The organism is Staphylococcus simiae (assembly GCF_002902085.1).
Classification (GTDB): domain Bacteria; phylum Bacillota; class Bacilli; order Staphylococcales; family Staphylococcaceae; genus Staphylococcus; species Staphylococcus simiae.
This window is the reverse complement of record NZ_PPQR01000022.1, coordinates 1-22,469: the sequence shown is the minus strand read 5'-3', so window position 1 is coordinate 22,469 and position 22,469 is coordinate 1. Positions and strand designations below refer to the sequence as shown.

19 protein-coding genes and 1 pseudogene are annotated in these 22,469 nt (G+C 34.8%); 18 read left to right on the top strand and 2 right to left on the bottom strand.

Going from position 1 to position 22,469, the window contains the following annotated elements:
• The first annotated feature begins 13 nt into the window (after positions 1–13).
• The 7 genes from allD (CD113_RS03570) (at position 14) to CD113_RS03540 (ending at position 8,349) form a co-directional block, all read left to right on the top strand.
• Positions 14–1,045, top strand: a complete 1,032-nt coding sequence (allD, locus tag CD113_RS03570; RefSeq protein WP_002465175.1) for an ureidoglycolate dehydrogenase — start codon at positions 14–16, stop codon at positions 1,043–1,045.
• A 138-nt stretch (positions 1,046–1,183) separates the two neighbouring features.
• Positions 1,184–2,233, top strand: coding sequence for an ureidoglycolate dehydrogenase (allD, locus tag CD113_RS03565; RefSeq protein ID WP_002465176.1), 1,050 nt, complete (start codon positions 1,184–1,186; stop codon positions 2,231–2,233).
• A 14-nt stretch (positions 2,234–2,247) separates the two neighbouring features.
• Positions 2,248–4,005: an acyl-CoA synthetase FdrA gene (gene fdrA, locus CD113_RS03560; protein ID WP_002465177.1), complete on the top strand. Its 1,758-nt coding sequence runs from the start codon at positions 2,248–2,250 to the stop codon at positions 4,003–4,005.
• Positions 4,005–5,270 carry a YlbE family protein gene (locus tag CD113_RS03555; RefSeq protein WP_002465178.1) on the top strand — a complete coding sequence of 422 codons (1,266 nt, stop codon included), beginning with the start codon at positions 4,005–4,007 and terminating at the stop codon, positions 5,268–5,270. The genes fdrA and CD113_RS03555 overlap by 1 nt, the downstream gene beginning before the upstream one ends.
• The gene (locus CD113_RS03550; protein WP_002465179.1) at positions 5,267–6,058 is read left to right on the top strand and encodes a DUF2877 domain-containing protein; all 792 of its coding nucleotides are present in this window, start codon (positions 5,267–5,269) and stop codon (positions 6,056–6,058) included. The genes CD113_RS03555 and CD113_RS03550 overlap by 4 nt, the downstream gene beginning before the upstream one ends.
• On the top strand, positions 6,051–6,992 hold the full coding sequence (gene arcC, locus CD113_RS03545; protein ID WP_002465180.1) for a carbamate kinase: 942 nt from the start codon (positions 6,051–6,053) through the stop codon (positions 6,990–6,992). The genes CD113_RS03550 and arcC overlap by 8 nt, the downstream gene beginning before the upstream one ends.
• 136 nt (positions 6,993–7,128) lie before the next feature.
• Positions 7,129–8,349 (top strand): CynX/NimT family MFS transporter, encoded by a 1,221-nt coding sequence (locus CD113_RS03540; RefSeq protein ID WP_002465181.1) that lies wholly within the window; start codon positions 7,129–7,131, stop codon positions 8,347–8,349.
• 227 nt (positions 8,350–8,576) lie between these two features.
• On the opposite strand, the gene CD113_RS03535 is transcribed toward CD113_RS03540, so the two are convergent.
• The gene (locus CD113_RS03535) at positions 8,577–9,251 is read right to left on the bottom strand and encodes a hypothetical protein (RefSeq protein WP_002465182.1); all 675 of its coding nucleotides are present in this window, start codon (positions 9,249–9,251) and stop codon (positions 8,577–8,579) included.
• A 147-nt stretch (positions 9,252–9,398) separates the two neighbouring features.
• Between CD113_RS03535 and CD113_RS03530 the strand changes: the two genes are divergently transcribed.
• Both CD113_RS03530 and CD113_RS03525 read left to right on the top strand, forming a co-directional pair.
• Positions 9,399–10,766 carry a YqeG family HAD IIIA-type phosphatase gene (locus tag CD113_RS03530; RefSeq protein WP_002465183.1) on the top strand — a complete coding sequence of 456 codons (1,368 nt, stop codon included), beginning with the start codon at positions 9,399–9,401 and terminating at the stop codon, positions 10,764–10,766.
• A gap of 134 nt (positions 10,767–10,900) precedes the next feature.
• The gene (locus tag CD113_RS03525) at positions 10,901–11,887 is read left to right on the top strand and encodes a hypothetical protein (protein WP_002465184.1); all 987 of its coding nucleotides are present in this window, start codon (positions 10,901–10,903) and stop codon (positions 11,885–11,887) included.
• A gap of 209 nt (positions 11,888–12,096) precedes the next feature.
• Here CD113_RS03525 and CD113_RS03520 read toward each other — a convergent pair whose 3' ends face one another.
• A complete protein-coding gene (locus CD113_RS03520) occupies positions 12,097–13,287 on the bottom strand; it encodes an NADH-dependent flavin oxidoreductase (protein ID WP_002465185.1) in 1,191 nt (396 codons plus the stop codon).
• Positions 13,288–13,710: 423 nt separating this feature from the next.
• Between CD113_RS03520 and CD113_RS03515 the strand changes: the two genes are divergently transcribed.
• The 9 genes and pseudogenes from CD113_RS03515 to CD113_RS03475 all read left to right on the top strand — a co-directional run bounded on the left by CD113_RS03515 (position 13,711) and on the right by CD113_RS03475 (position 22,304).
• Positions 13,711–14,712, top strand: a complete 1,002-nt coding sequence (locus CD113_RS03515) for an LLM class flavin-dependent oxidoreductase (protein WP_002462826.1) — start codon at positions 13,711–13,713, stop codon at positions 14,710–14,712.
• Positions 14,713–14,747: 35 nt separating this feature from the next.
• A complete protein-coding gene (locus CD113_RS03510; protein ID WP_002462828.1) occupies positions 14,748–15,080 on the top strand; it encodes a glycine cleavage system protein H in 333 nt (110 codons plus the stop codon).
• Positions 15,081–15,875 carry a protein-ADP-ribose hydrolase gene (locus CD113_RS03505; RefSeq protein ID WP_002462830.1) on the top strand — a complete coding sequence of 265 codons (795 nt, stop codon included), beginning with the start codon at positions 15,081–15,083 and terminating at the stop codon, positions 15,873–15,875.
• Positions 15,868–16,826, top strand: a pseudogene (locus CD113_RS03500) (SIR2 family NAD-dependent protein deacylase). Before CD113_RS03505 ends, CD113_RS03500 begins: the two are co-directional and overlap by 8 nt.
• Entirely contained in the window at positions 16,783–17,805 is a 1,023-nt protein-coding gene (locus tag CD113_RS03495) for a lipoate--protein ligase (RefSeq protein WP_002462835.1), read from the top strand. The pseudogene CD113_RS03500 and the gene CD113_RS03495 overlap by 44 nt, the downstream one beginning before the upstream one ends.
• Positions 17,806–18,215: 410 nt before the next feature.
• On the top strand, positions 18,216–18,971 hold the full coding sequence (locus tag CD113_RS03490; protein WP_002462837.1) for a metal ABC transporter ATP-binding protein: 756 nt from the start codon (positions 18,216–18,218) through the stop codon (positions 18,969–18,971).
• Positions 18,964–19,809: a metal ABC transporter permease gene (locus CD113_RS03485; RefSeq protein WP_002462838.1), complete on the top strand. Its 846-nt coding sequence runs from the start codon at positions 18,964–18,966 to the stop codon at positions 19,807–19,809. The genes CD113_RS03490 and CD113_RS03485 overlap by 8 nt, the downstream gene beginning before the upstream one ends.
• Complete coding sequence (locus tag CD113_RS03480; RefSeq protein ID WP_002462840.1) at positions 19,806–20,756, top strand: metal ABC transporter solute-binding protein, Zn/Mn family; 951 nt, start codon at positions 19,806–19,808, stop codon at positions 20,754–20,756. The genes CD113_RS03485 and CD113_RS03480 overlap by 4 nt, the downstream gene beginning before the upstream one ends.
• A 519-nt stretch (positions 20,757–21,275) precedes the next feature.
• Positions 21,276–22,304 (top strand): SDR family oxidoreductase, encoded by a 1,029-nt coding sequence (locus CD113_RS03475; protein ID WP_002464530.1) that lies wholly within the window; start codon positions 21,276–21,278, stop codon positions 22,302–22,304.
• Positions 22,305–22,469 lie beyond the last annotated feature (165 nt).

Here is a 22,469-nt window from a genome sequence, read left to right as displayed (position 1 = left end):
GAGAATGGATAACATGACACAAGATGGATTGGTTTATGTTGAACATGATCGTTTAAGAAATCTTTTTAAATCAAAAATGATGGCAGCTGGAATGCCAGAAGAACAAGCAGCAAAAGTAGCAGATTTAATGATTTTCGCTGATTCTCGTGGTATTCACTCTCACGGCTCTGTGCGTATGCAATATTATGCGGAAAGAGCTGCACGAGGTGGTTTTAATTTATCGCCACAATTTCAAGTTGAACAAACAGGACCATCAACTGCAACTTTCTTTGGTGATAACGCAGCTGGACATCTAGTTGCTTATAAAGCGATGGATAAAGCGATTGACATGGCTAAAGAAACTGGTTTAGGTGTTGTAGGTATTAAAGAAATGGCACATAGTGGTGCAATTGGATATTTCGCACTTCAAGCAGCACAACAAGGTATGGTAGCACTTACTGTATGTCAATCAGATCCAATGGTAGTACCATTTGGTGGTACACAGCCGTATTTTGGTACAAATCCTATTGCTTTTGCAGCACCAAGAGCGAATGGTGAACCAATCTTATTTGATATGGCAACAACAGTTCAAGCTTGGGGTAAAATTCTAGATGCTCGATCTAAGAATAAAGAAATCCCAGATACTTGGGCTGTAGATCATACTGGTGAACCAACGACGAATCCTCATGATGTCGGCGCACTATTACCAGTTGCAGGTCCGAAAGGTTACGGCTTAATGATGATGGTTGATATTCTTGCTGGAAGTTTATTAGGTTTACCATTTGGTAAGCATGTGTCATCTATGTATCAAGATTTATCTGAATATAGACGACTTGGCCAATTCCATTTTGTTATTAATCCATCTTATTTTGGTGACCAAGAAACATTCTTGGAACAAGTAGCACAAATGGTTGATGAACTACATGACATTCCACCAGCACAAGGTTTTGATCAAGTATACTATCCTGGTGAAATTCAAGAAGATGTTAAAAAGAAATATCAAGATACAGGAATTCCGGTAGCTGCATCCATTTATGACTATTTAGTTTCAGATCAAGTTTATTAATTATTATAAGTAATCATATATAGGGGTAGAAATGTCGCTAGTTTGTAAGAATGTAAAAGATGCATGACGTAAGTAATGCGTACATTTGCATAGTTATTATGGCAATGTTTCTACCTCTTTTTAAAAGGAGGATATGTGATGCGCGTATCGAAATCTGAATTATTTGATTTAATGAAACAAAAATTGCAACAAGCAGGGCTAGATGAACAAGCTGCTAGTGATGTGTCTGATGTACTAACATTTGCAGATCATAGAGGTATACATTCACACGGTGCAGTACGCGTCGAATATTATGCTGAGCGTATTGCTAAAGGCGGCATTAATACTAATCCTCAATATCATTTTGAACAAACAGGACCAGCTACAGCCACTTTCTTTGGTGACAATGGTCCAGGACATCAAGCTGCGAAACAAGCTATGGAAAAAGCAATTGATATTGCTAAAAATAATGGTGTTGCTGTAGTAGGTGTTAAAAACATTTCGCATAGTGGTGCATTAGGTTACTTTGTAGAAATGGCTGCAGAACAAGATATGGTTGCTTTAAGTATGTGTCAATCAGATCCAATGGTAGTGCCATTTGGTGGTACGGAACCTTACTTTGGTACAAATCCAATCGCTTTTAGTTCACCATCTAATGATGATCGTATTATTACATTTGATATGGCAACAACAGTTCAAGCATGGGGCAAAGTGTTAGATGCTAGAGCGAAACATTTGAGTATTCCTGATACATGGGCTGTTAATGATAAAGGTGAACCAACGACAGACTCACGTGATGTACATGCGCTTGTTCCAGTTGCAGGTCCAAAAGGCTATGGCTTAATGATGATGGTTGATATCTTATCAGGTAGTTTATTAGGACTACCACATGGCTTACACGTTTCTTCTATGTATAAAGATTTAACGAAAGGCCGAGATTTAGGACAATTACATATTGTCATTAATCCAGCATACTTTACTGATATGGATCAATTTAAACAACAAATATCTACTATGCTAGACGAATTAAAAGCACAGCCAGCAGCACAAGGTTATGGCGAAATTTATTACCCAGGTGAACGTGGTCGTTTACGTAGCGAAAAGTATGATCAACAAGGTATCGACATTGTTGATGATATTTATAACTACTTAATTTCAGACGATGTACACTACGATAGATATCATGGCAAAAATAGATTTGCTGAATAAAATGGAGGATGAATATGAAGTATACAATTATTAAAGAAAACCGTTATCAAGATTCAATCGTCTTAATGTTACTATCAAATAAATTGTCACAAATAGAAGGTGTGAATCAAGTTTCAATAATGATGGGCACACCAGCGAATAAAGATATTTTCAAAACGTCAGGTATGGAAACAGCAGAATTAGACAATGCTAATCCAAACGATATTGTGATTGTCGTTGATACTGAAGACGAATCAAAAGTAGCTGAAGTAGATCAACAAATTGAAGATGAATTAAATGGTAAAGATGATGCTGATAATGCCACAGCTAAAAATGATGTAGCTAAAAATTGGGATAAAGCATTAGAGCTTGCCAATAATCCTAATCTGGCATTGATTTCAATTCCTGGTCAATATGCGGCAATGGAAGCTGAAAATGCCTTGAACCATAATTTGAACGTCTTTATGTTTAGTGACAATGTGGCTAAAGAAGATGAAGTACGCTTGAAAAAAATGGCACATGATAAAGGTTTATTAGTTATGGGACCTGACTGTGGTACTGGTATTATTCATGGTGTGCCACTGGCATTTACGAACACTGTGAATGAAGGCAATATCGGTATTGTTGGTGCATCTGGTACTGGTATTCAAGAAGTTACAACAATTATTGATCGTGAAGGCAATGGTGTTACAAACGCTATTGGTACTGGTGGTCGTGATTTATCAACAGAAGTTGGCGCTATTACAATGTTAGATAGTATTAAAGCGTTAAATCAAGATCCTAAAGTGAAAGTCATTACTGTTATTTCTAAACCACCAGCTAAAGAAGTTGAAGACCGTGTGTTAAATTTACTACGCAATATTGATAAACCAGTTGTGACACTATTCTTAGGTGAAAAACCAACATATACTGAGAAAGAAATTTATCATGCTTATACTTTAGAAGAAACGGCACGTGTTTCAGTACAACTTGCTGCAGATGAACAACCTAATTTTAAACCTGCAATAAATACAGAAGTTAAAGCTAACTTTAACGATGGTCAAGATGGTATTAAAGGTTACTATTCAGGTGGTACATTAGCTTCTGAAGCTGCCATGTTAATTCGTGATAATGCTGGCTCAGAAGAAGGAGAAACACCAGAAGGTTATAGCTTTAAAGGTGGTAATCATGAAGTGATTGACCTTGGAGATGACATGTATACACAAGGTCGCCCACATCCAATGATAGACCCTTCAAAACGTATTGAAATGTTAGAACAAGCGGCTGATAGTGATTCAACTGCTGTGATTATGTTAGATAATGTTATTGGTTATGGTAGTCATGAAGATATGGCTAATCAACTTGCGCCAACGATTAAAGAAATATTAAATAAAGCTAAGTCACAACAACGCGACTTAGTTGTATTAGCAACTGTTGTAGGTACAGTTCATGATCATCAAGGATATCAACAACAAATTGATACTTTAGTAGATGCCGGTGCGGTAGTATGCGCAACAAATGATGAAATGGTTCGTACTGCTTTACATTTAATTGGAAAAGAAGTTGCACAACCATCATTAGACGTTAAAGAATTTGATGCAGAAAAAGTAGACTTAACTGTAGATGAAAAAGTACTTAATTTAATTAATATGAAACCAAGTGTCATCAACATTGGATTAGAAAGCTTTACTGAAGCAATCAAAAATAGCGATGCAGAAGTTGTTCAATTTAATTGGCGTCCAGTTGCTGGTGGCGATGAAAAATTAATGAAAGTCTTACAATTCTTAAATAATTTCAAAGGAGAGACAGTATAATGAGTTATCAAACAATTGATGAAGCAAACCAAGCAGTCATTGATAAAATGGTGGCAGCTGCTCCGTTCCTAGTAGATGTTGTACCAGCAAAAGATAAGATTCCAGAATTAAAAGAGCATGTCTTACTACATGCAGGTCCTCCAATTAAATATGAAAATATGACTGACCCTATGCAAGGTTCATGTGTCGGTGCCATTTTATTTGAAGGATGGGCTGAAGATGAAGCCGGTGCACGTCAATTATTAGAAAATGGTGAGATTACATTAATACCTTGTCACCACGTTAATGCTGTTGGGCCAATGGGTGGTATTACATCAGCAAACATGCCTGTATTAGTTGTTGAAAATAGAGAAAATGGTAACGAAGCATATTGCCAAATGAACGAAGGTATTGGCGCAGTATTACGTTTCGGTGCTTATAATGAAACGGTTATTAAGCGTTTGAAATGGATGCAAGATGTTCTAGGTCCAGTACTTAGCAAAGCCATTCGTCAAATGGATGAAGGTTTAAATGTTAATGTATTAATTGCTAAAGCAATTGCTATGGGTGACGAATTCCACCAACGTAATATTGCAGCTTCACTAGCGTTCTTAAAAGAAGTTGCACCAATTATTACAGCTTTAGAAGATGTAGATCAACAAGACCGTATCGATGTTATCCAGTTCTTATCAGATACAGATCAATTCTTCTTAAATGTTGCTATGGCAACAGGTAAAGCGATGATGGATGCAGCACGTGAAATTAAACATGGTACAGTTGTAACTGCAATGTGCCGTAATGGTGAAAACTTTGGTATCCGTATTGCTGGTATGGGCGATGAATGGTTTACTGCACCGGCAAATACACCAGAAGGTTTATATTTCACTGGCTATTCAAAAGATGATGCCAATAAAGATATCGGAGATTCAGCTATTACTGAAACAATTGGTGTTGGCGGTATGGCAATGATTGCTGCACCAGCAGTAACACGCTTTGTTGGTACTGGTGGCTTTGATGACGCTTTAGAAACAAGTAATGAAATGATGGAAATTTGTTTAGGTGAAAATCCTAACTTCGTTATTCCAACATGGAACTTTAAAGGTGCTTGCTTAGGTATTGATGCACGTAAAGTAGTTGAAACAGGTATTACACCAGTAATTAATACAGGTATTGCACATAAGATAGCTGGTTATGGACAAATTGGTGCGGGTACAGTACATCCACCAATAGAATGTTTCGAAAAAGCAATCACTGCATACGCTGAAAAATTAGGATTCAACGCGTGATTTTAACAGCACGATCAATTGGCAAACATGCGCATCGTATATTATCTCAGCACCCATTATTAACGGTGCATAGTAAATTCAATAAAGGCTTTAATGTTATCACAGATAATGATGACTTAATCTTTATTGGAACAGATGATAATGGTATGTTTCCGTTTGGTATTACGGTAGATCAACAAACTAGAGATGATATATTACAACAAATTGAAGTCGGAAGTGTGATGACAGTTAAGCATCAGACGATACAATTTGCAAATAACATACAATTACGCTGGAAAGTAGCTCAACATGAATTGTTATTGCAGCCTGAAGTTGTTCGCTTAGAACAACTTCAGCAAGCAATAGCACATTATGACTTTTCAGACTTTGATGATAGTGATTTTAGTAAAGCACGCATGAAGCAAGTATTAAAAGCTCTAATAACTGATGATGTAGCTGTAACTAGTGAACTGCAATTTCTAATTGGTAGAGGCCAAGGGTTAACACCAACTGGAGATGACATATTATCTGGGATATTAGCAATACACTATGTTACACCTTTTATAGCACAGCATCATCTAGATGATATTGCGCATTTATTAAATCATCAATACACAACGCTCGTGTCTGAAACTTTTTTATACTATGCCATAAATGGTGAGTTTAGTTCTAAAATTATTAAATTACTACACTATCCATCTATTGAAACGATTGAGCAATTATTACAAGTAGGTTCGTCGTCAGGTAAAGATACTTTGTATGGCATCTACTTGGCACTTAATATGAGGAGTGAGATAGATAATGGGTAAAAATATAGTGTTAGCACTAGGTGGTAATGCAATTTTACAACCTAAACAAGAAGCTACATATCAGAATCAATATAATAATGTATATTCAGCTGCGCGTAGAATGGCAGAATTGAAAAAAGTTGGACATAATATTGTCATTACACACGGTAATGGCCCACAAGTTGGCAATATTATTACACAAAATGAAATTGCTAAAGATTATGTTGAACCATTACCGATTTATGCGTGTAATGCTGAATCGCAAGGTTTTATTGGTTTCATGTTAGAAAAAGCTTTGAAAAATCACTTAAATGATATGCGTATTGATAGCAATGTTGTTAGTTTGTTAACAATGACTGAAGTAGATAAAGACGATAAAGCTTTTGATAATCCAACTAAACCCATTGGTGTCTTCTTTGATAAAGAAGAAGCTGAAGCATTAGAACGTCAATATGGTTATGTGATGTCAGAAGATGCTGGTAGAGGCTATCGTCGTGTAGTTCCTTCGCCAGAACCTTTAGTTATTCATGGTGTTGAACAAATTAAAACATTAATTGAGCATCAAGCTATCGTTATTTCATCAGGTGGTGGTGGTATTCCAGTCTATAAAGATGCTAAAGGTGATATTCAAGGTGTTGAAGCGGTTATTGATAAAGACCGTTCAGGTTTAAAATTAGCTGAACAAGTTGACGCTGATGTCTTTATGATGTTAACAGATGTTTCTAATGTTTATATTAACTATGGTAAAATGAACGAAGAAAAATTAGAAACGATTACTGTATCACAAGCAAAACAATATGTAGATGAAGGACAATTCCCAGCAGGTAGTATGTTACCTAAAATGGAAGCTGCTATTCGTTTTGCTGAAAGTGGCAAAGAAGCGATAATCTGTTCTTTAGATGATGCTATTGAAGCAGCTGAAGGTAAAGCAGGTACACGTGTAGTTGCAGATTAGTTATAAAGTTGGATCGTTCAAACAGTACATACTGTTGAACGATTCTTTCAATTTTTTGACCATAAAAATGATAATGTTTGAATGGACTCATTAAAGTTGAAGGAATGTTAATTTAGAACAGGGAAGGAGTTTTAATATGGATCAGCCCTATAAAGTACATAGGCTACAAGAAAATTGGGGACTCATGATAGCTATCGTGTTAATTGCATCTACACTACGTGCACCATTAACATCGGTAGGACCAGTCATCGATGAAATTAAAGAAGTGATGCATATTAATAATGGTATTGCAGGTATACTAACAACAATTCCTTTATTAATATTTGCTATCGTTTCACCGTTAGTTTCTAAAGTAACGGCCAAATTAACAATGTCACGAACAATTACGTATGCCATGATATTATTAATTGTTGCACTTATTTTAAGAGTATCAGGAGATTTTACGTTATTTATTGTTGGTACCATATTAATAGGGATAGCTATTGCTTTTGGTAACGTGATGTTACCAAGTTACATTAAATGGTATTTTCCATTACAAATTGGTGTAACGACAGGGATATATAGTGGTACGATGAATTTTACAGCAGGTGTAGGTGGGGGGCTTAGTGTACCTCTGTCTGAAATGTCACCGTTAGGCTTTAGATTATCTTTATCTTTCTGGGTCATTTTAGCCGTACTTGCATTGATTTTATGGCTGCCTAGAGCTAAAAATGGTATTAAACTTGAACAACAAACAGCAGCTGCCACTGAAAAGGAAAATGTTAAAAAAGTAAATATAACTAAATCAAAATTAGCATGGTTAGTCGCTTTAACCATGGGCTTCCAATCTATGGTATTTTATACGGTAGTTGCGTGGGTACCATCTATTCTTGTTGATCGTGGTCTATCATTTGCCACAGCTGGTTATTTATTAATGCTTAACCAATTTTCACAAGTGCCAATGACATTTACCTTCCCAATTATTGCATCTAAATTGAAAGATCAACGTATTCTAGTTAGTATCATTACGATTTTATTCTTAGTTGGTTTCGGACTGTTCTTTACACAATCATTAACATTATTAGTTATTGGTATGATCATTGCCGGACTAGCGATGGGTGCATGTTTCAGCTTGTGTATGACTTTCTTTTCAATACGTGCGCGTACACATGGCGGCAGTATTTCATTATCTGGCTTCGGTCAGTCTATCGGTTACTTAATTGCTGCAGTAGGCCCATTCTTAGTAGGTTATTTACATGACCTGACAGGTAGCTGGGTATCAGGTATTATTGCCTTAATTATTATGTCTATATTGTTCTTTATCGTAGGTTATCCATCTGCTAAAAATAAAGTAATTGAAGACGAAACACATAGTTAAACAACATCAAAGGTAGTTATGAACAAGCGTAACAATTCATGTTATTGCAATGTCATAACTACCTTTTTATAGTTTTATTATTTTTTATGGCTGATAAATAAATAGTGAATAGTTATATATCAATCCAATTTGGCAGAGAGCTCTTTATTATAGTTCTGTCATTTTCAAGAATAATTTATAGTGTATCGATGAAAATTTAGCAGTCTAATTAATTACGAAATGTTACTTTAATTAAAGTATGAATTAACATATTCGCAAACTGTGTTGATTTGTTCTTTAAATGAACCGTTGAATTTGTTATCAAAAAAGGCACTGCCTATGGTAAACGCCCATGGTGACACAGTTTTAATGAAATCTAATTTATCGTAACTATCAATACTACCAGCTACACACACAGGTGCTTCAATTTGTTGTACAAATGAACGTATTAATAATGGTGCATCACCCGTATAGCGATAACCTAATAAATCAAACCCGTAGATACCCTTTTTTATATTTTGATTAGCAGTAGTAATAATATCATCAATATCCCCATGTAAAATAGAAGGTCTGTCGCTAATATCACCAGCAAATGGTAAATATTTAATGTTGTTTTGTTGACAATACGTATTAATTGAATCGAAATAAGTGGTTCCCATAAGGACATCACAACCACAGTATTTTGCTAATTTAGCACCTTCAAGGCATTCTGGCTCTGTATATTCAACAATTTCTAAAAATGTTGTCTTATCACAACGCTTCATATAACTAAATAATGCTTTCATCTCTTCTACAGCTAATCCCTTATCTTTAAATCCCCAAAATTTTGCTTGAGCATCTTTACATTCTTCAAAAATTTGTGGCGCATTTGCTACTGTATAATCATTATGCGTTAACATGACTATTAATTCTGTATTGTTCAACATATAATCCCCTTTAGTTAAAATAAACTTATTATTATGTATGTAATTGACATATTTTCTTTTAAAGTTTACACTCATATATGTTTATAAGCAACATATTTATAAAAATATAAAACATAAAAATAATGTTAACAGGATGTGTTTAATTTGAAGAAATATAAAAATAATCTTTTCCCAGATGCTTATGCTGATAGTGTTAATGATATAGACTTTCAAAAACTATATGATTTGGGGTATCGTGGCATTATTTTTGATATTGATAGTACTCTTGTGCCACATGGTGCAGAAGTAACTAAAGATATAGAGTTACTGTTTGAAGACATTCATGCCATTGGTCTACAAACATTATTTTTATCTAATAATAGTGATGAACGTATTGCACTATTCAATGAGAATATTCAGACACAATATATTCCGATGGCAAATAAACCGAATACGATTAATTATTATAAAGCACTAGACATGTTAAATATGGCACCTTCAAACGTTATTGTGATTGGTGATCAAATATTCACAGATATTTTAGGGGCGAATCGTAGTGGCATTAAAAGTATCATGGTGAAATACTTATTACATGAAGGTGAAACAACTATTGGTAAAAAGAGGAAAATAGAACATGCATTGTTGAGTCTTTTTAAGCTGCAACAACGTGTCTCAACCACAACATTACCAGTGATGAAAAAGACGCAAGAGAAAAAACGTTTGAGCGAAAGAAGTCCATTATTATATCAAGCAGCTGTAACAAAAGAAACATTACGTCGACATCTGAATAATAAATTAACTAAGAAAGTGTTTGCGACACATCAACAAACACAATTATTACCTAATCAAATTTATTCATACACATCCAATTTAATTAAGACAGGTAAAGGTATTGATCCAGAGCTTCAATACAATAAAGCGTATAATATTGATAAATCGGCAGCCAAAATAAATGGGATTGTTATACGACCTGGGGAGACATTTTCATTTTGGAAGCTTGTAGGTAAAGTTAATAAGAAAAACGGCTATAAAGACGGACGTGTCATTGTTAACAATCAAGTTCAAGCGGGAACGGGTGGAGGCTTATGTAACCTAGCTAATACAATTAACTTACTCATTTTACATAGTCCGTTAACCATTACAGAATTTCATCATCATTCAGATGCATTAGCGCCGGAACAAGGTGAAAGAAAGCCGTTAAGTAATGGTACATCTGTATCTTATAATTATGTAGATTATTGCTTTAAAAATGACACAAACCAAGCAATGCAATTATGCTTATGGGTAGCAGACAACCAACTACATGCCACTCTACGCTCGGAAGAACCTATACCATATGAATATGACATAGTCGAAGAGCAGCATCGTTTTGACAAAGAAAACGACAAATATTATAGAAAATCACAAATCTATAAAGTAACTAAAGAAAAGACTTCAGGTAAATTGTTAGATAAAACTTTGGTGTGGGATAACCGATCAGAAGTTATGTATGATTACGACTTAATTCCACAAGAACAAATTGTAAATCATTAACCAAAGTTAGCTTTCTAAAATTAGACGAATTGTGTCTGATTAAAGAAAGCTATTTTTTGTATTTCTAAAAATATAAAAAATAGGTATAATAAAAATATAAAAAAGTTGCGATTATAAATAAAGGGGATATTATGATGAAGTTTAAATATGTAGCAAGTGGTTTAACAGCAGCAGCATTATTATTAACAGCATGTGGTAATAATGACAGTGATAGTAAGGATAGTAAAGTGAATGATAGTACGACGACAAAGGATGATAAATTATCAAAATCACAACAAGAACATTCAAGTAAAGCGTCTAGTAGTAAATCGAATAGTAAGTCATCTTCAAGTGATAATCATCAATCATCAGATTCTAATAAAGCATCTTCTAAATCATCGATGACAGCAGATAATTTAGATCAACAGCATAAATTAGCCTTAGCATTATTTGATAGTAATGCTGGCCAATACAGTATTACAGCCCAAGAGTTGCAAGCAGGTGAATTTACAGGGTCATTTACTGGTAATAATCCGCATCAAACAAAACCAATAAGTAAATTGCAATTAAATAAAACGAATAGTGTTAAGAATGTTCCTGCAGGAGTGAGTATATATATTGTTGATCAAAGTAAAGGTTCATTTCGTACAGTGATTGCAATTAGTCGTGATGAAGTAATTATTGCAGGTACACAAAGTGAACTTACTTATCAAAGTATGCAAAAATCAGGACAAGTATATAAAGTAGATGATTTGATTAAACGATTTGGTGATGAACCTGATTTAGATAGTGTAGCAAGTAAGATTTCTATTAGTGATCAGCTATCAGATGCAGAAAGTGAGGCAACATCAAATAGTTCAAGCGATGATGACGACTCTGATACATCTTCAAACAGCTCAAGTGATGACGATGATAGTTCAAGTGATACAACAGTAACACGTGCCAATGTTATTGATAAAGTTGAAGATTATGAAGGTCATAAGTTAGATACTGATGAATACACATTTAAAGAACCAGAACAAATGGGTGATGGTAAATGGGGCTTTTCATACACTGATAAGAGTGGTGACTTAGCTGGGTCTTACATTATTGATCAAGATGGTAACGTGACTAAATATGATGAGCACGGTGATGAAATTTAAGTTGACTGCCATAATAAATTCGGTTGATGGCGCAAAGCAATCGAACACGTTAAATTAATAACAAAATAGCCTTTATGCCTGTCAATGTTATCTCATTAAGAGATGTAGTGACAAAGCATAAAGGCTTTTAATTAGGTTCTCTATAAAATTAGAATGATGCATCATTTGTTGTGATTGATGCGCGAGTTAAAAAAACAGCAAGTCTTTAATTAGTCGTCATAATTATGTTGTAATTTACGGAGTTCATCTCTTGTTTGGCGTTCTAATCCTTCGCCATAATCCATCATCTGAACAATATCTTTAAAGGCAGCTTCCGGGATAGCCAAGTCATCTAGTTCAGCCATTGTAAATTTGAGATCGATATCTTGAGGTCGATGGTCAGCTAATTTATGGACGAAATCTGGTTCAGTGACAAATGGAGAAGACATGCCTACCATATCAGCATTTTGTAGTGCATCTAATGCTGACTCAGGAGAGTTAATACCACCACTAGCAATAAGTGGTAGACGTCCATTTAAGTGTTCGTACACCACTTGATTGACACGGCGACCAAAATGCTTGCCAGGTGTACGACTCGTATTTTGATATATATGGCGTCCCCAACTCGCAATAGCTAAATACTGAATGTTGGCTACGTCCATAACCCAATCAATATATTGGTTGAATTCGTCGATGGTATAGCCTAAATCACTGCCACGAGTCTCTTCAGGCGTTGCTCTAAACCCTAAGATGAAATCTGACGGTGCATAATGATCAATGACTTCTTGGACGGCTTGCATGACTTCTAAACCAAAGCGAGCACGGTTAGCTAACGTATCCTTGCCGTATTCATCGGTACGTTGATTTGAAAACGTAGATAAGAACGTTTGAATTAATAAGCGTTGGGCGATAGAAATTTCAACACCATCAAAGCCAGCTTCAATGGCACGACGTGTTGCTGCTTTATAATCTTCAATGACACTGTTAATTTTATCGGTTGTCATAGCAATAACTTCATGTTCAATAGGAGAATGTAACTTCATAGGACTTGGACCATACACTTTGCCGTAGTTCCTAATAGCTTGGTTAGAAAAACGACCAGCATGTGCGAGTTGAATAATAGCGATATTACCATCTTGCTTCATGGTATCGGCCATCTTCGTCAATCCTGGAATACAATCATCGCTAGCAATGTTAAAGCCATATTCAAATAATTGACCATACGGTTCTATATATGCTGCACCTGTGACTTGCATACCTGCACTATTTGATCGTCTAGCAGCATAACGTAAATCTTCATTAGTAATATGACCATTTTTAGTAGAAGAATTGGTAGTCATCGGCGATAAGACGAAACGGTTAGCTACTTGAATACCATTAGGTAATTGCAGAGGTTGTAATAATGGTTCGAATTGATTCATGAGTGTCTCTTCCTTTACTATTCATTAATAGTTTCAACGTAACATGCTTTATATGAATAATCAATGACAGTAAGGCTAGTTAGAAAAGTAATTGTGACAACAAAGTCATAACAGTCGAGCCTGGGACATAAAGCATTTATACTTAATATTAAGCATTTGGCAGTAACTGTCTGATTTGTAAAATGTTGATTTATCAACGTTTTACAAACCTAGTCAGTTTTGCCGGGGTGGGACTACGAAATAATTTGTTTTGAAATAATTATTTCTGTCCCACTCCCATATTAGAGATAAGAACGGAATTTTTAAAATGAAAACAAGGCAAAACCATATAAAATTTAATTGAAAAACGTTATCATAGAGATGGGTAATAATATGGGGAACGTCATTCATAGCAAAGCTTAATTGGAATTTGGAGATGAGGAATTGGTTAAGTTAAGTGTATTAGATTATACAGTTATTGATGAAGGGAAAGATGCTGAATCTGCATTGCAAGATTCGCTTAATGTCGCGCGATTAGCGGACAAATTAGGCTATTCACGTATATGGTTTACTGAACATCATAATGTCCCAGCATTTGCCTGTGGTAGTCCTGAATTAATGATGATGCAGACATTGTCTCAAACGACGCATATTCGTGTCGGTTCAGGTGGGGTGATGTTACCTCATTATCGTCCTTATAAAGTGGCTGAGCAATTTAGAATGTTAGAAGCGCTCCATCCTAATCGTGTAGATTTAGGTATAGGTAATAATCCAGGTACTGCAGTTGTCAGAAGGGCATTAGATGGAGAACATCCTCAATATGCAGACTATCATCAAAGTATTGAGCAACTGCGACAATATCTTACAGCAAGCGGTCCTGCGACTACTAACACAGCAATTGCACAACCAGAGATTAAACATACTCCAGAGATGTGGTTGCTAAGTGGCAGTACGACATCAGCAACTTTTGCAGCAACACAAGGTATGGGTTTAGCAGTCGCGACATTTTTATTGCCGGATGAAGATAAAATTATGGCAGCACAACAAAATGTGGCGTTATATCGTCAACAATTTCAAAAGACAGCATTAAATATGCAACCATCTGTTGCGATTACTGCCTTTGTAGTTGTAGCAGATAGCGATGAAGAGGTCGCTCAACTACAACACGCCCTAGATGTATGGTTATTAGGTAAAGATAACTTTGCTGAGTTCAAGCGTTTTCCTTCATTTGATACTGCGCAACATTATCAGTTAACTGCGCGTGATAAAGAAATGATAGCGAATAGTCGTGCGCGTATTATAGCAGGAACCAAAGATGAAGTTGCCACAAAACTTGATCAATTTGTTGCACATTTTGATGCTGATGAAGTGATTGTTGCACCATTAATTCCAGGTGTTAAAGCTCGTATGAGGACACTAGAATTACTAGCTGACATATATTTATAACAATACTAAATGGAAACAAGAAAGGAAGATTATTAATGAAAAAATTAGCAAATTATTTATGGGTAGAAAAAGTTGGAGATTTATATGTGTTTAGTATGACACCAGAATTACAAGATGATATTGGTACAGTTGGTTATGTAGAATTTGTTAGTCCAGATAAAGTTAAAGTCGATGATGAAATTGTTAGTATTGAAGCATCAAAAACTGTTATCGATGTACAAACACCATTAGCAGGTACGATTGTTGAACGTAACACTAAAGCTGAAGAAGAACCAGCAATTTTAAATTCTGAAAAACCTGAACAAAATTGGTTGTTTAAATTAGATAATGTCGATAAAGAAGCTTTCAACGCATTACCGGAGGCATAAATGACACAACCAGAAACGAATGAACAACGACTTTTCTATTTAACGAATTATATGTGGCAAGAACTTCATGGTGACAAGCCTTTAGACTTCCCAACTACATTTAATGAACAATGGGAATTATACCGAGGTTTGGCAAATGTTAGACCACCATATAGCGTAAGTAATGCGTATTTAACGATTCAAGATGAATTATTATCAAATTTAAATGCGCAACATGTTGTTACAATCAATGATTTGCAACCTATCGAAGGTGACAATATTTATTTGTGGCAAGGTGATATTACTCGTTTAGCAGTAGATGGCATTGTTAATGCAGCCAATAGTGCATTACTTGGCTGCATGCAAGCCAACCATGATTGCATCGATAATATCATTCATACTAAAGCAGGTGTACAAGTTCGCTTAGATTGTCACGACATCATAACTAGGCAGGGACGTAAAGAAAGTGTTGGTAAGGCAAAATTGACGTCAGCATATAATTTGCCAGCACAATATATTATTCATACAGTAGGACCCCAAGTTCGTAAATTGCCAGTATCTGATATGAATCAGAACTTACTAGCTAAATGTTATCTTAGCTGTTTAAAGCTTGCTGACCAACAAGGTTTACGTCATCTTGCTTTTTGCTGTATTTCAACGGGGGTCTTCGGTTATCCGCAACATGAAGCGGCTGATATTGCTATTCATACGGTAAGACAATATTTAGCGCAAACAAAGAGCACTTTGAAAGTTATTTTTAATGTTTTTAAAGATGAAGATTTACAGATTTATGAGGAGGCGTTAGTTAATGGCTGATCATACAACTTGGCAAGCGTTGGCAATGCAGCAACAACAAAATGATTCAGTTGACCAAGCTGGAGTATTAGCGCAAGCAATCAACGAAGCAGATGCTGTCGTTATTGGTATTGGCGCAGGTATGTCAGCTGCTGACGGCTTTACTTATATTGGTGACCGTTTTACTAATCATTTTCAAGATTTTATAGCGAAATATAATTTCTTTGATATGTTGCAGGCGAGTTTATATCCATTTGGTAGTTGGCAAGAATACTGGGCTTTTGAAAGTCGTTTTATTCAACTTAACTATTTAGATCAACCTGTAGGTGAATCATATATCGCACTGAAGCAGATGATGAGCACTAAAGATTATCATATCATTACGACCAATGCGGATAATGCATTTTGGGCAGCTGATTATGATAAAAATCATGTCTTTCACATTCAAGGTGAATATATTTTGCAACAATGTAGTCAACACTGTCATGCTCAAACATATAGAAATGATGACTTGATTCGTCAAATGGTTCGTGACCAACAAGATATGTTAATTCCATGGGAACTGATACCACATTGTCCGAAATGTGATGCACCGATGGAAGTGAATAAACGTAAAGCTGAAGTTGGCATGGTTGAAGATGATGACTTCCATGCGCAATTAGAACGCTACAATGCATTTTTATCACAACATCAGCAAGGTAAAGTGTTGTATTTAGAAATAGGTATAGGTTATACAACTCCACAATTTGTTAAACATCCATTTCAACGTATGACACGTAAAAATACCAATGCACTTTATATGACTTTAAACAAAAAAGCATACCGTTTACCACAAAGTATTCAATCAAGAACGATACATTTAACAGAAGATATTAGACATTTAATAACTGAAGCACAACGAAAATTGACAACATAGGAGTAGCAGATTATGTATTTAATAGAACCTATCCGCAATGGACAATATATTACTGATGGTGCAGTAGCATTAGCGATGCAAGTATATGTTAATAACCATATTTTTTTAGGAGAAGATATACTCTTTCCTTATTATTGTGATCCTAAAGTTGAAATTGGACGTTTTCAAAATACAGCTATTGAAATTAATCAAGATTACATAGAACAACACGATATTCAAGTTGTACGACGAGATACCGGTGGTGGTGCAGTATACGTAGATTCAGGTGCTGTTAATATGTGTTGTATTTTAGAACAAGATACATCTATATATGGAGATTTCCAACGTTTTTACCAGCCTGCGATTCAAGCATTACACAATTTAGGAGCGATAGATGTAGTCCAAAGTGGTCGTAATGACTTGGCATTAAATGGTAAAAAAGTCTCTGGTGCTGCGATGACATTAATGAACAACCGCATTTATGGTGGCTATTCATTACTATTAGACGTTGATTATGATGCAATGGTCAATGTCTTAAAACCAAATCGTAAAAAAATTGAGTCTAAAGGTATTAAGTCTGTACGTGCACGTGTAGGTCATCTTCGTGAATCGCTAGCGCCTCAATATCAACATATTACAATTGAAGAATTTAAAAACTTAATGGTAGAGCAAATTTTGGGGATTGATGACATCAAAGATGCTAAAAGATATATTTTAAGCGATGAAGATTGGGCAGCAATTGATGAATTAACTGCTAAAAAGTATAAAAATTGGGATTGGAATTATGGACGTTCTCCAAGGTATGAATATAATCGTAGTGAAAAATTATCTTCAGGTACAGTGGATATTACGATTGCAGTAGAACACAATCGTATTGCAGATTGTCGTATTTTTGGAGATTTCTTTGGTCAAGGTGATATGACAGAAGTAGAAGCAGCCTTAAAAGGTACAAAAATGACTAAAGAAGATTTGAGCAATGTCTTGAATACGTTAGATTTAACATATTATTTTGGCAAGATAACAGCAGACGAACTCGTTCAAATGATTTTGAGTTAAATAGAACTGATTAATCACACAGTGACATAAGCGCTGTTGATTAATCAGTTTTTTTAGTTAATACGCTAACAACGTTACCTATGTTACCTATACCTCAAAAATAATACTTATCTAGGGCTGAGACAAAAAGTATTATAAACTTAAAATTAAGCATTTGACAGTAACTATCTGGTTTGTAAAATGTTGATTTATCAACGTTTTACAAACCTAGTCAGTCTTGCCGGGGTGGGATAGAAATAATTTGTTTTGAAAAAATTATTTCTATCCCACTCCTTTTTTATATTTGGTATATATAAATATCAAAAAAATTGCTAAAAACAAAAAGTTTGATTGACTATAAAATTGTTTTAGGTTAACCTAAAAATATTGAAAAAATACATGTATTATAAAGATAAAGGCGGATGTTAAATATGTTGAAAGTTAAAAATTTGGCGGTTCGCTATAATAATGGAACGGAAGCACTTAAAGATGTAACGTTTAATTTAGATAGTGGACAAATATATGGGATTATTGGGCCTAATGGTGCTGGGAAATCTACGTTATTAAAAGCAATAGTTAATTTAATACCACATAAAGGTTCAGTAGAGTTTAATGAACATAATATCTTAAAAGAACTTAAAAACATTTCATATGTAGAACAAAAAAGTAATATTGATACATCATTTCCTATGAATGTCTTAGATAGTGTTGTTGTTGGCATATATCCTAAATTAAAGCCATGGCAATTTGTAACTAAGCAGATGAAACAACAAGCTGAAGATGCTTTAAAGCAAGTTGATATGTGTGATTTTAAAGATAGACAACTAGATGAATTATCTGGTGGACAATTTCAAAGGGTACTTATTGCTCGTACGCTTATTCAACAGACTGATCTTATTTTACTTGATGAACCGTTTGTAGGAATTGATGTCTATAGTGAAGATATTATCATTGATTTATTACATGATTTAGTTGCACAAGGTAAAACGATTTTAATCGTGCATCATGACTTATCTAAAGTGAAGAAATATTTTGATGGTGTCATCATTATCAATAAATCTATTGTGGCTATGGGACCAGTAGATGAAGCATTTACTACAGAAACGTTAAGTGATGCATATGGTACTGGTATCTTTTTACCGTCAGTAAATGATAGTGAAAGTGTAGGTGATAACAGTCATGATTAACTTTATTAAAGATATATTTGAATTTAATTTCTTGCAAAATGCATTGATTACATCCGTTGTGATTGGTGTAATTTGTGGTGTTGTTGGTTGCTTTATCGTATTAAGAGGTTTAGCCCTTATGGGAGATGCCATTTCACATGCAGTGTTACCCGGTGTGGCCATTTCATATATGATGGGAATTAATTTTTTCTATGGTGCTGTGTTATTTGGTATTATGGCAGCTTTAGGTATTGGTTTTGTCAATCAAAATAGTAAAATTAAAAATGATTCTGCCATAGGTATTGTCTTTTCATCCTTCTTAGCACTAGGTGTATTACTAGTGACGAAAGCACAATCAGCGATTGATTTAACTGAAGTATTGTTTGGTAATGTACTGACAGTGAATCAAGAAGATCGCACTTTGACATTTATTGTAGCTGCTGTTGTACTTATATTGATTATTGTCTTTTATAAAGCATTTTTAGTATCTAGTTTTGATCCTACCATTGCACAAGCAGCAGGGATGCCTGTTAAATTAATTCATTATACGATGATGATTTTACTAACATTAGTAACCGTTGCTTCATTGCAAACTGTCGGTGTTATTTTAGTAGTATCATTACTGATTACACCTGCCTCTACAGCGTATTTATTAGCTGAAAAGTTATCGATAATGATTGTGATTTCTGCCTCAATTGGTGCATTGTCATCGATTATAGGGCTATTTTTAAGCGTGCAATACAATTTACCTTCAGGCGTCGTGATTGTCTTAGTTATAACAGTCATTTTCATTATTACGTTCCTATTCGCACCTAAAAATGGTTTACTATGGTTGAAAATAAAGGAGGCTAATAAGTGAAGAAATTAGTGTTATTTACTACATTGATAGCATTATTATTGATACTTGTTGCCTGCGGTAATGAGCCAAAAAGTAAGGTATCAACCGGTGAAGTAGATAAAGATAAAATTCAAGTGGTTACTAGTTTTTCAATGTTAGAAGATATGGCCAAAAAAATTGGTGGTAAACATGTTGATGTCCATAACTTGGCGCCTATTGGTACAGATCCACATGAGTATGAACCGAAGCCAGAAGATATTAAGCATATCGAAAAGGCAGATTTGATTTTATATAATGGTTTGAATCTTGAAGGTGGCAACAAAGGATGGCTTGCTAAGGCTATGAAGACAACAAATTACCCAACAGAAAATGCCATTGAAACGGGTAAAAAGATTAAGCCACAATATTTAAAAGATGACGATGGGCATAAGGAAGTTAACCCACATGCATTTATTGATCCACATGCCGGGGAAGTAATGGTTAAAGCTACAACTCAAGCTTTTATCGACAAGAATCCTAACAATAAAGCTTATTATAAGAAAAATGAAGCAGCATATTTAAAAGAGTTACATCAGATAGAACAAGATTATCAACAACAATTAGGAAGTATACCTAAACAAGACCGGATACTTGTGACGAGTGAACAAGCGTTTCAATATTTAACGTCACGTTATGACTTTAAAGAAGGTTATATATGGCCGATTGATACTGAGGAAAATGGTTCACCTGAACAATTAAAAGGATTGATTCGTTTTATTAAACAGTATAATCCTAAAGTATTATTTATCGAGTCTAATGTAGATAAAAGACCGATGCAAACCGTTTCTGAAGAAACAGGCGTACCAATTTATCATAAACCGATTTATTCTGATGAAATCGGACGCAAAGGTCATGAAGGAGACACATATTTAAGTTACTTGAAATATAATTTGAAAGTGCTGACTGACGGTTTGAAAAGTAAGCACTAAATGATAAAGCATAGGCACTTGTAGTAACTATACTTTGAGTATATTGCTAGCAAGTGCTTTTATTATTTATTTGGGTTCTCTATTTTTCAGGACTGATAAATAAAAAATGAATAATTTAAAATATAAATTATTTTGAAGCCGAGACTCCTGAGGAAGCAGTGCTAGTCGAAGACCGGGGCCCCAACAAAAAGAAACTAATCATTTAGTTTCAACGGACAATGCCAGTTGGGGTAGGCTGAGACAGCACCCTAGGAAGGGACCCAACACAGAAAAACTGGTTATCCAGTTTTTTCATGTAATGCAGGTTGGGCATAGCGAGGCTAAAAAAATAATTATGTATCAGTCCAATTTGGGAGAGAACCACGTTAGTTCAAGGTCTACTGACGACTAGCGTGTGATTAATCATCTCTTTTATAATGAATCGTTTAATATAAATGACGATGACATTTTACTATCATTATTTAAAAATACTGCTATAATAGGTTATCAATTAGAAAGAGAAACAGAGGAGATTATGACATGAATAATAAAGTGCTCGTTACAGGTGGTACAGGATTCTTAGGAATGCGCATCATTGCAAGACTTTTAGAACAAGGGTATGACGTACGAACAACAGTACGTTCTTTAAATAAAGCAGATAAAGTAGTGGAAACAATGCATCGTTATGGCATTGATACAACGAAGTTAAATTTTATTGAAGCAGATTTGTCTAAAGATGTACATTGGGATGAAGCAATGGAAGGATGCACTTATGTCTTAAGTGTTGCGTCTCCAGTATTTTTCGGTAAGACAGATAATGCTGATGAAATGGCTAGACCAGCTATTGAAGGTATTCAACGTATTATGAGAGCTGCACAACATGCAGGTGTTAAACGTGTTGTGATGACAGCAAACTTTGGTGCAGTTGGCTTTAGTAACAAAGATAAATCATCAATAACAAATGAAAGTTATTGGACAAATCAAGATGAGCCAGGTTTATCAATTTATGAAAAATCAAAACTATTAGCTGAAAAAGCAGCATGGAATTTTGTCGACAATGATGACAATACGGTTGAGTTTGCTACAATTAACCCAGTTGCTATCTTCGGTCCGTCATTAGATGAACATATTTCAGGTAGTTTCCATTTATTACAAAATTTATTAAATGGTTCAATGAAACGAGTACCACAAATTCCGTTAAATGTAGTTGATGTCAGAGATGTTGCTGAACTACACATCCTAGCAATGACGAATGAACAAGCAAACGGTAAACGATTTATTGCAACTGAAGATGGACAAATTAATTTACTAGAAATTGCTAAATTAATTAAAGAAAAACGTCCTGAAATTGCTCACAACGTATCCACTAAAAAATTGCCTAACTTCGTCTTAAGTCTTGTTGCAAAATTTAATCACCAAGCAAAAGAAGGTAAATTATTATTAGATATGAATCGTAATGTAAGTAATGAAAGAGCTAAAACATTACTAGGTTGGGAACCCATTGCAACGCAAGAAGAAGCAATATTAGCTGCCGTTGATAGTATGGTTAAATATCATTTAATTAAATAATAGTAATATAAAAAGTTCTCTCTCCAATTGGACTGATACGAGCTGACCCCAATTAGTAGGAGTAATATAAAAAACATACTAAGATTAGCTGTGAGGAAATCTATGACGATAGATTTTTTCACAGCTATTTTTTATAGTTGTAGAGAGAAGTAGACTGTGCAGGCT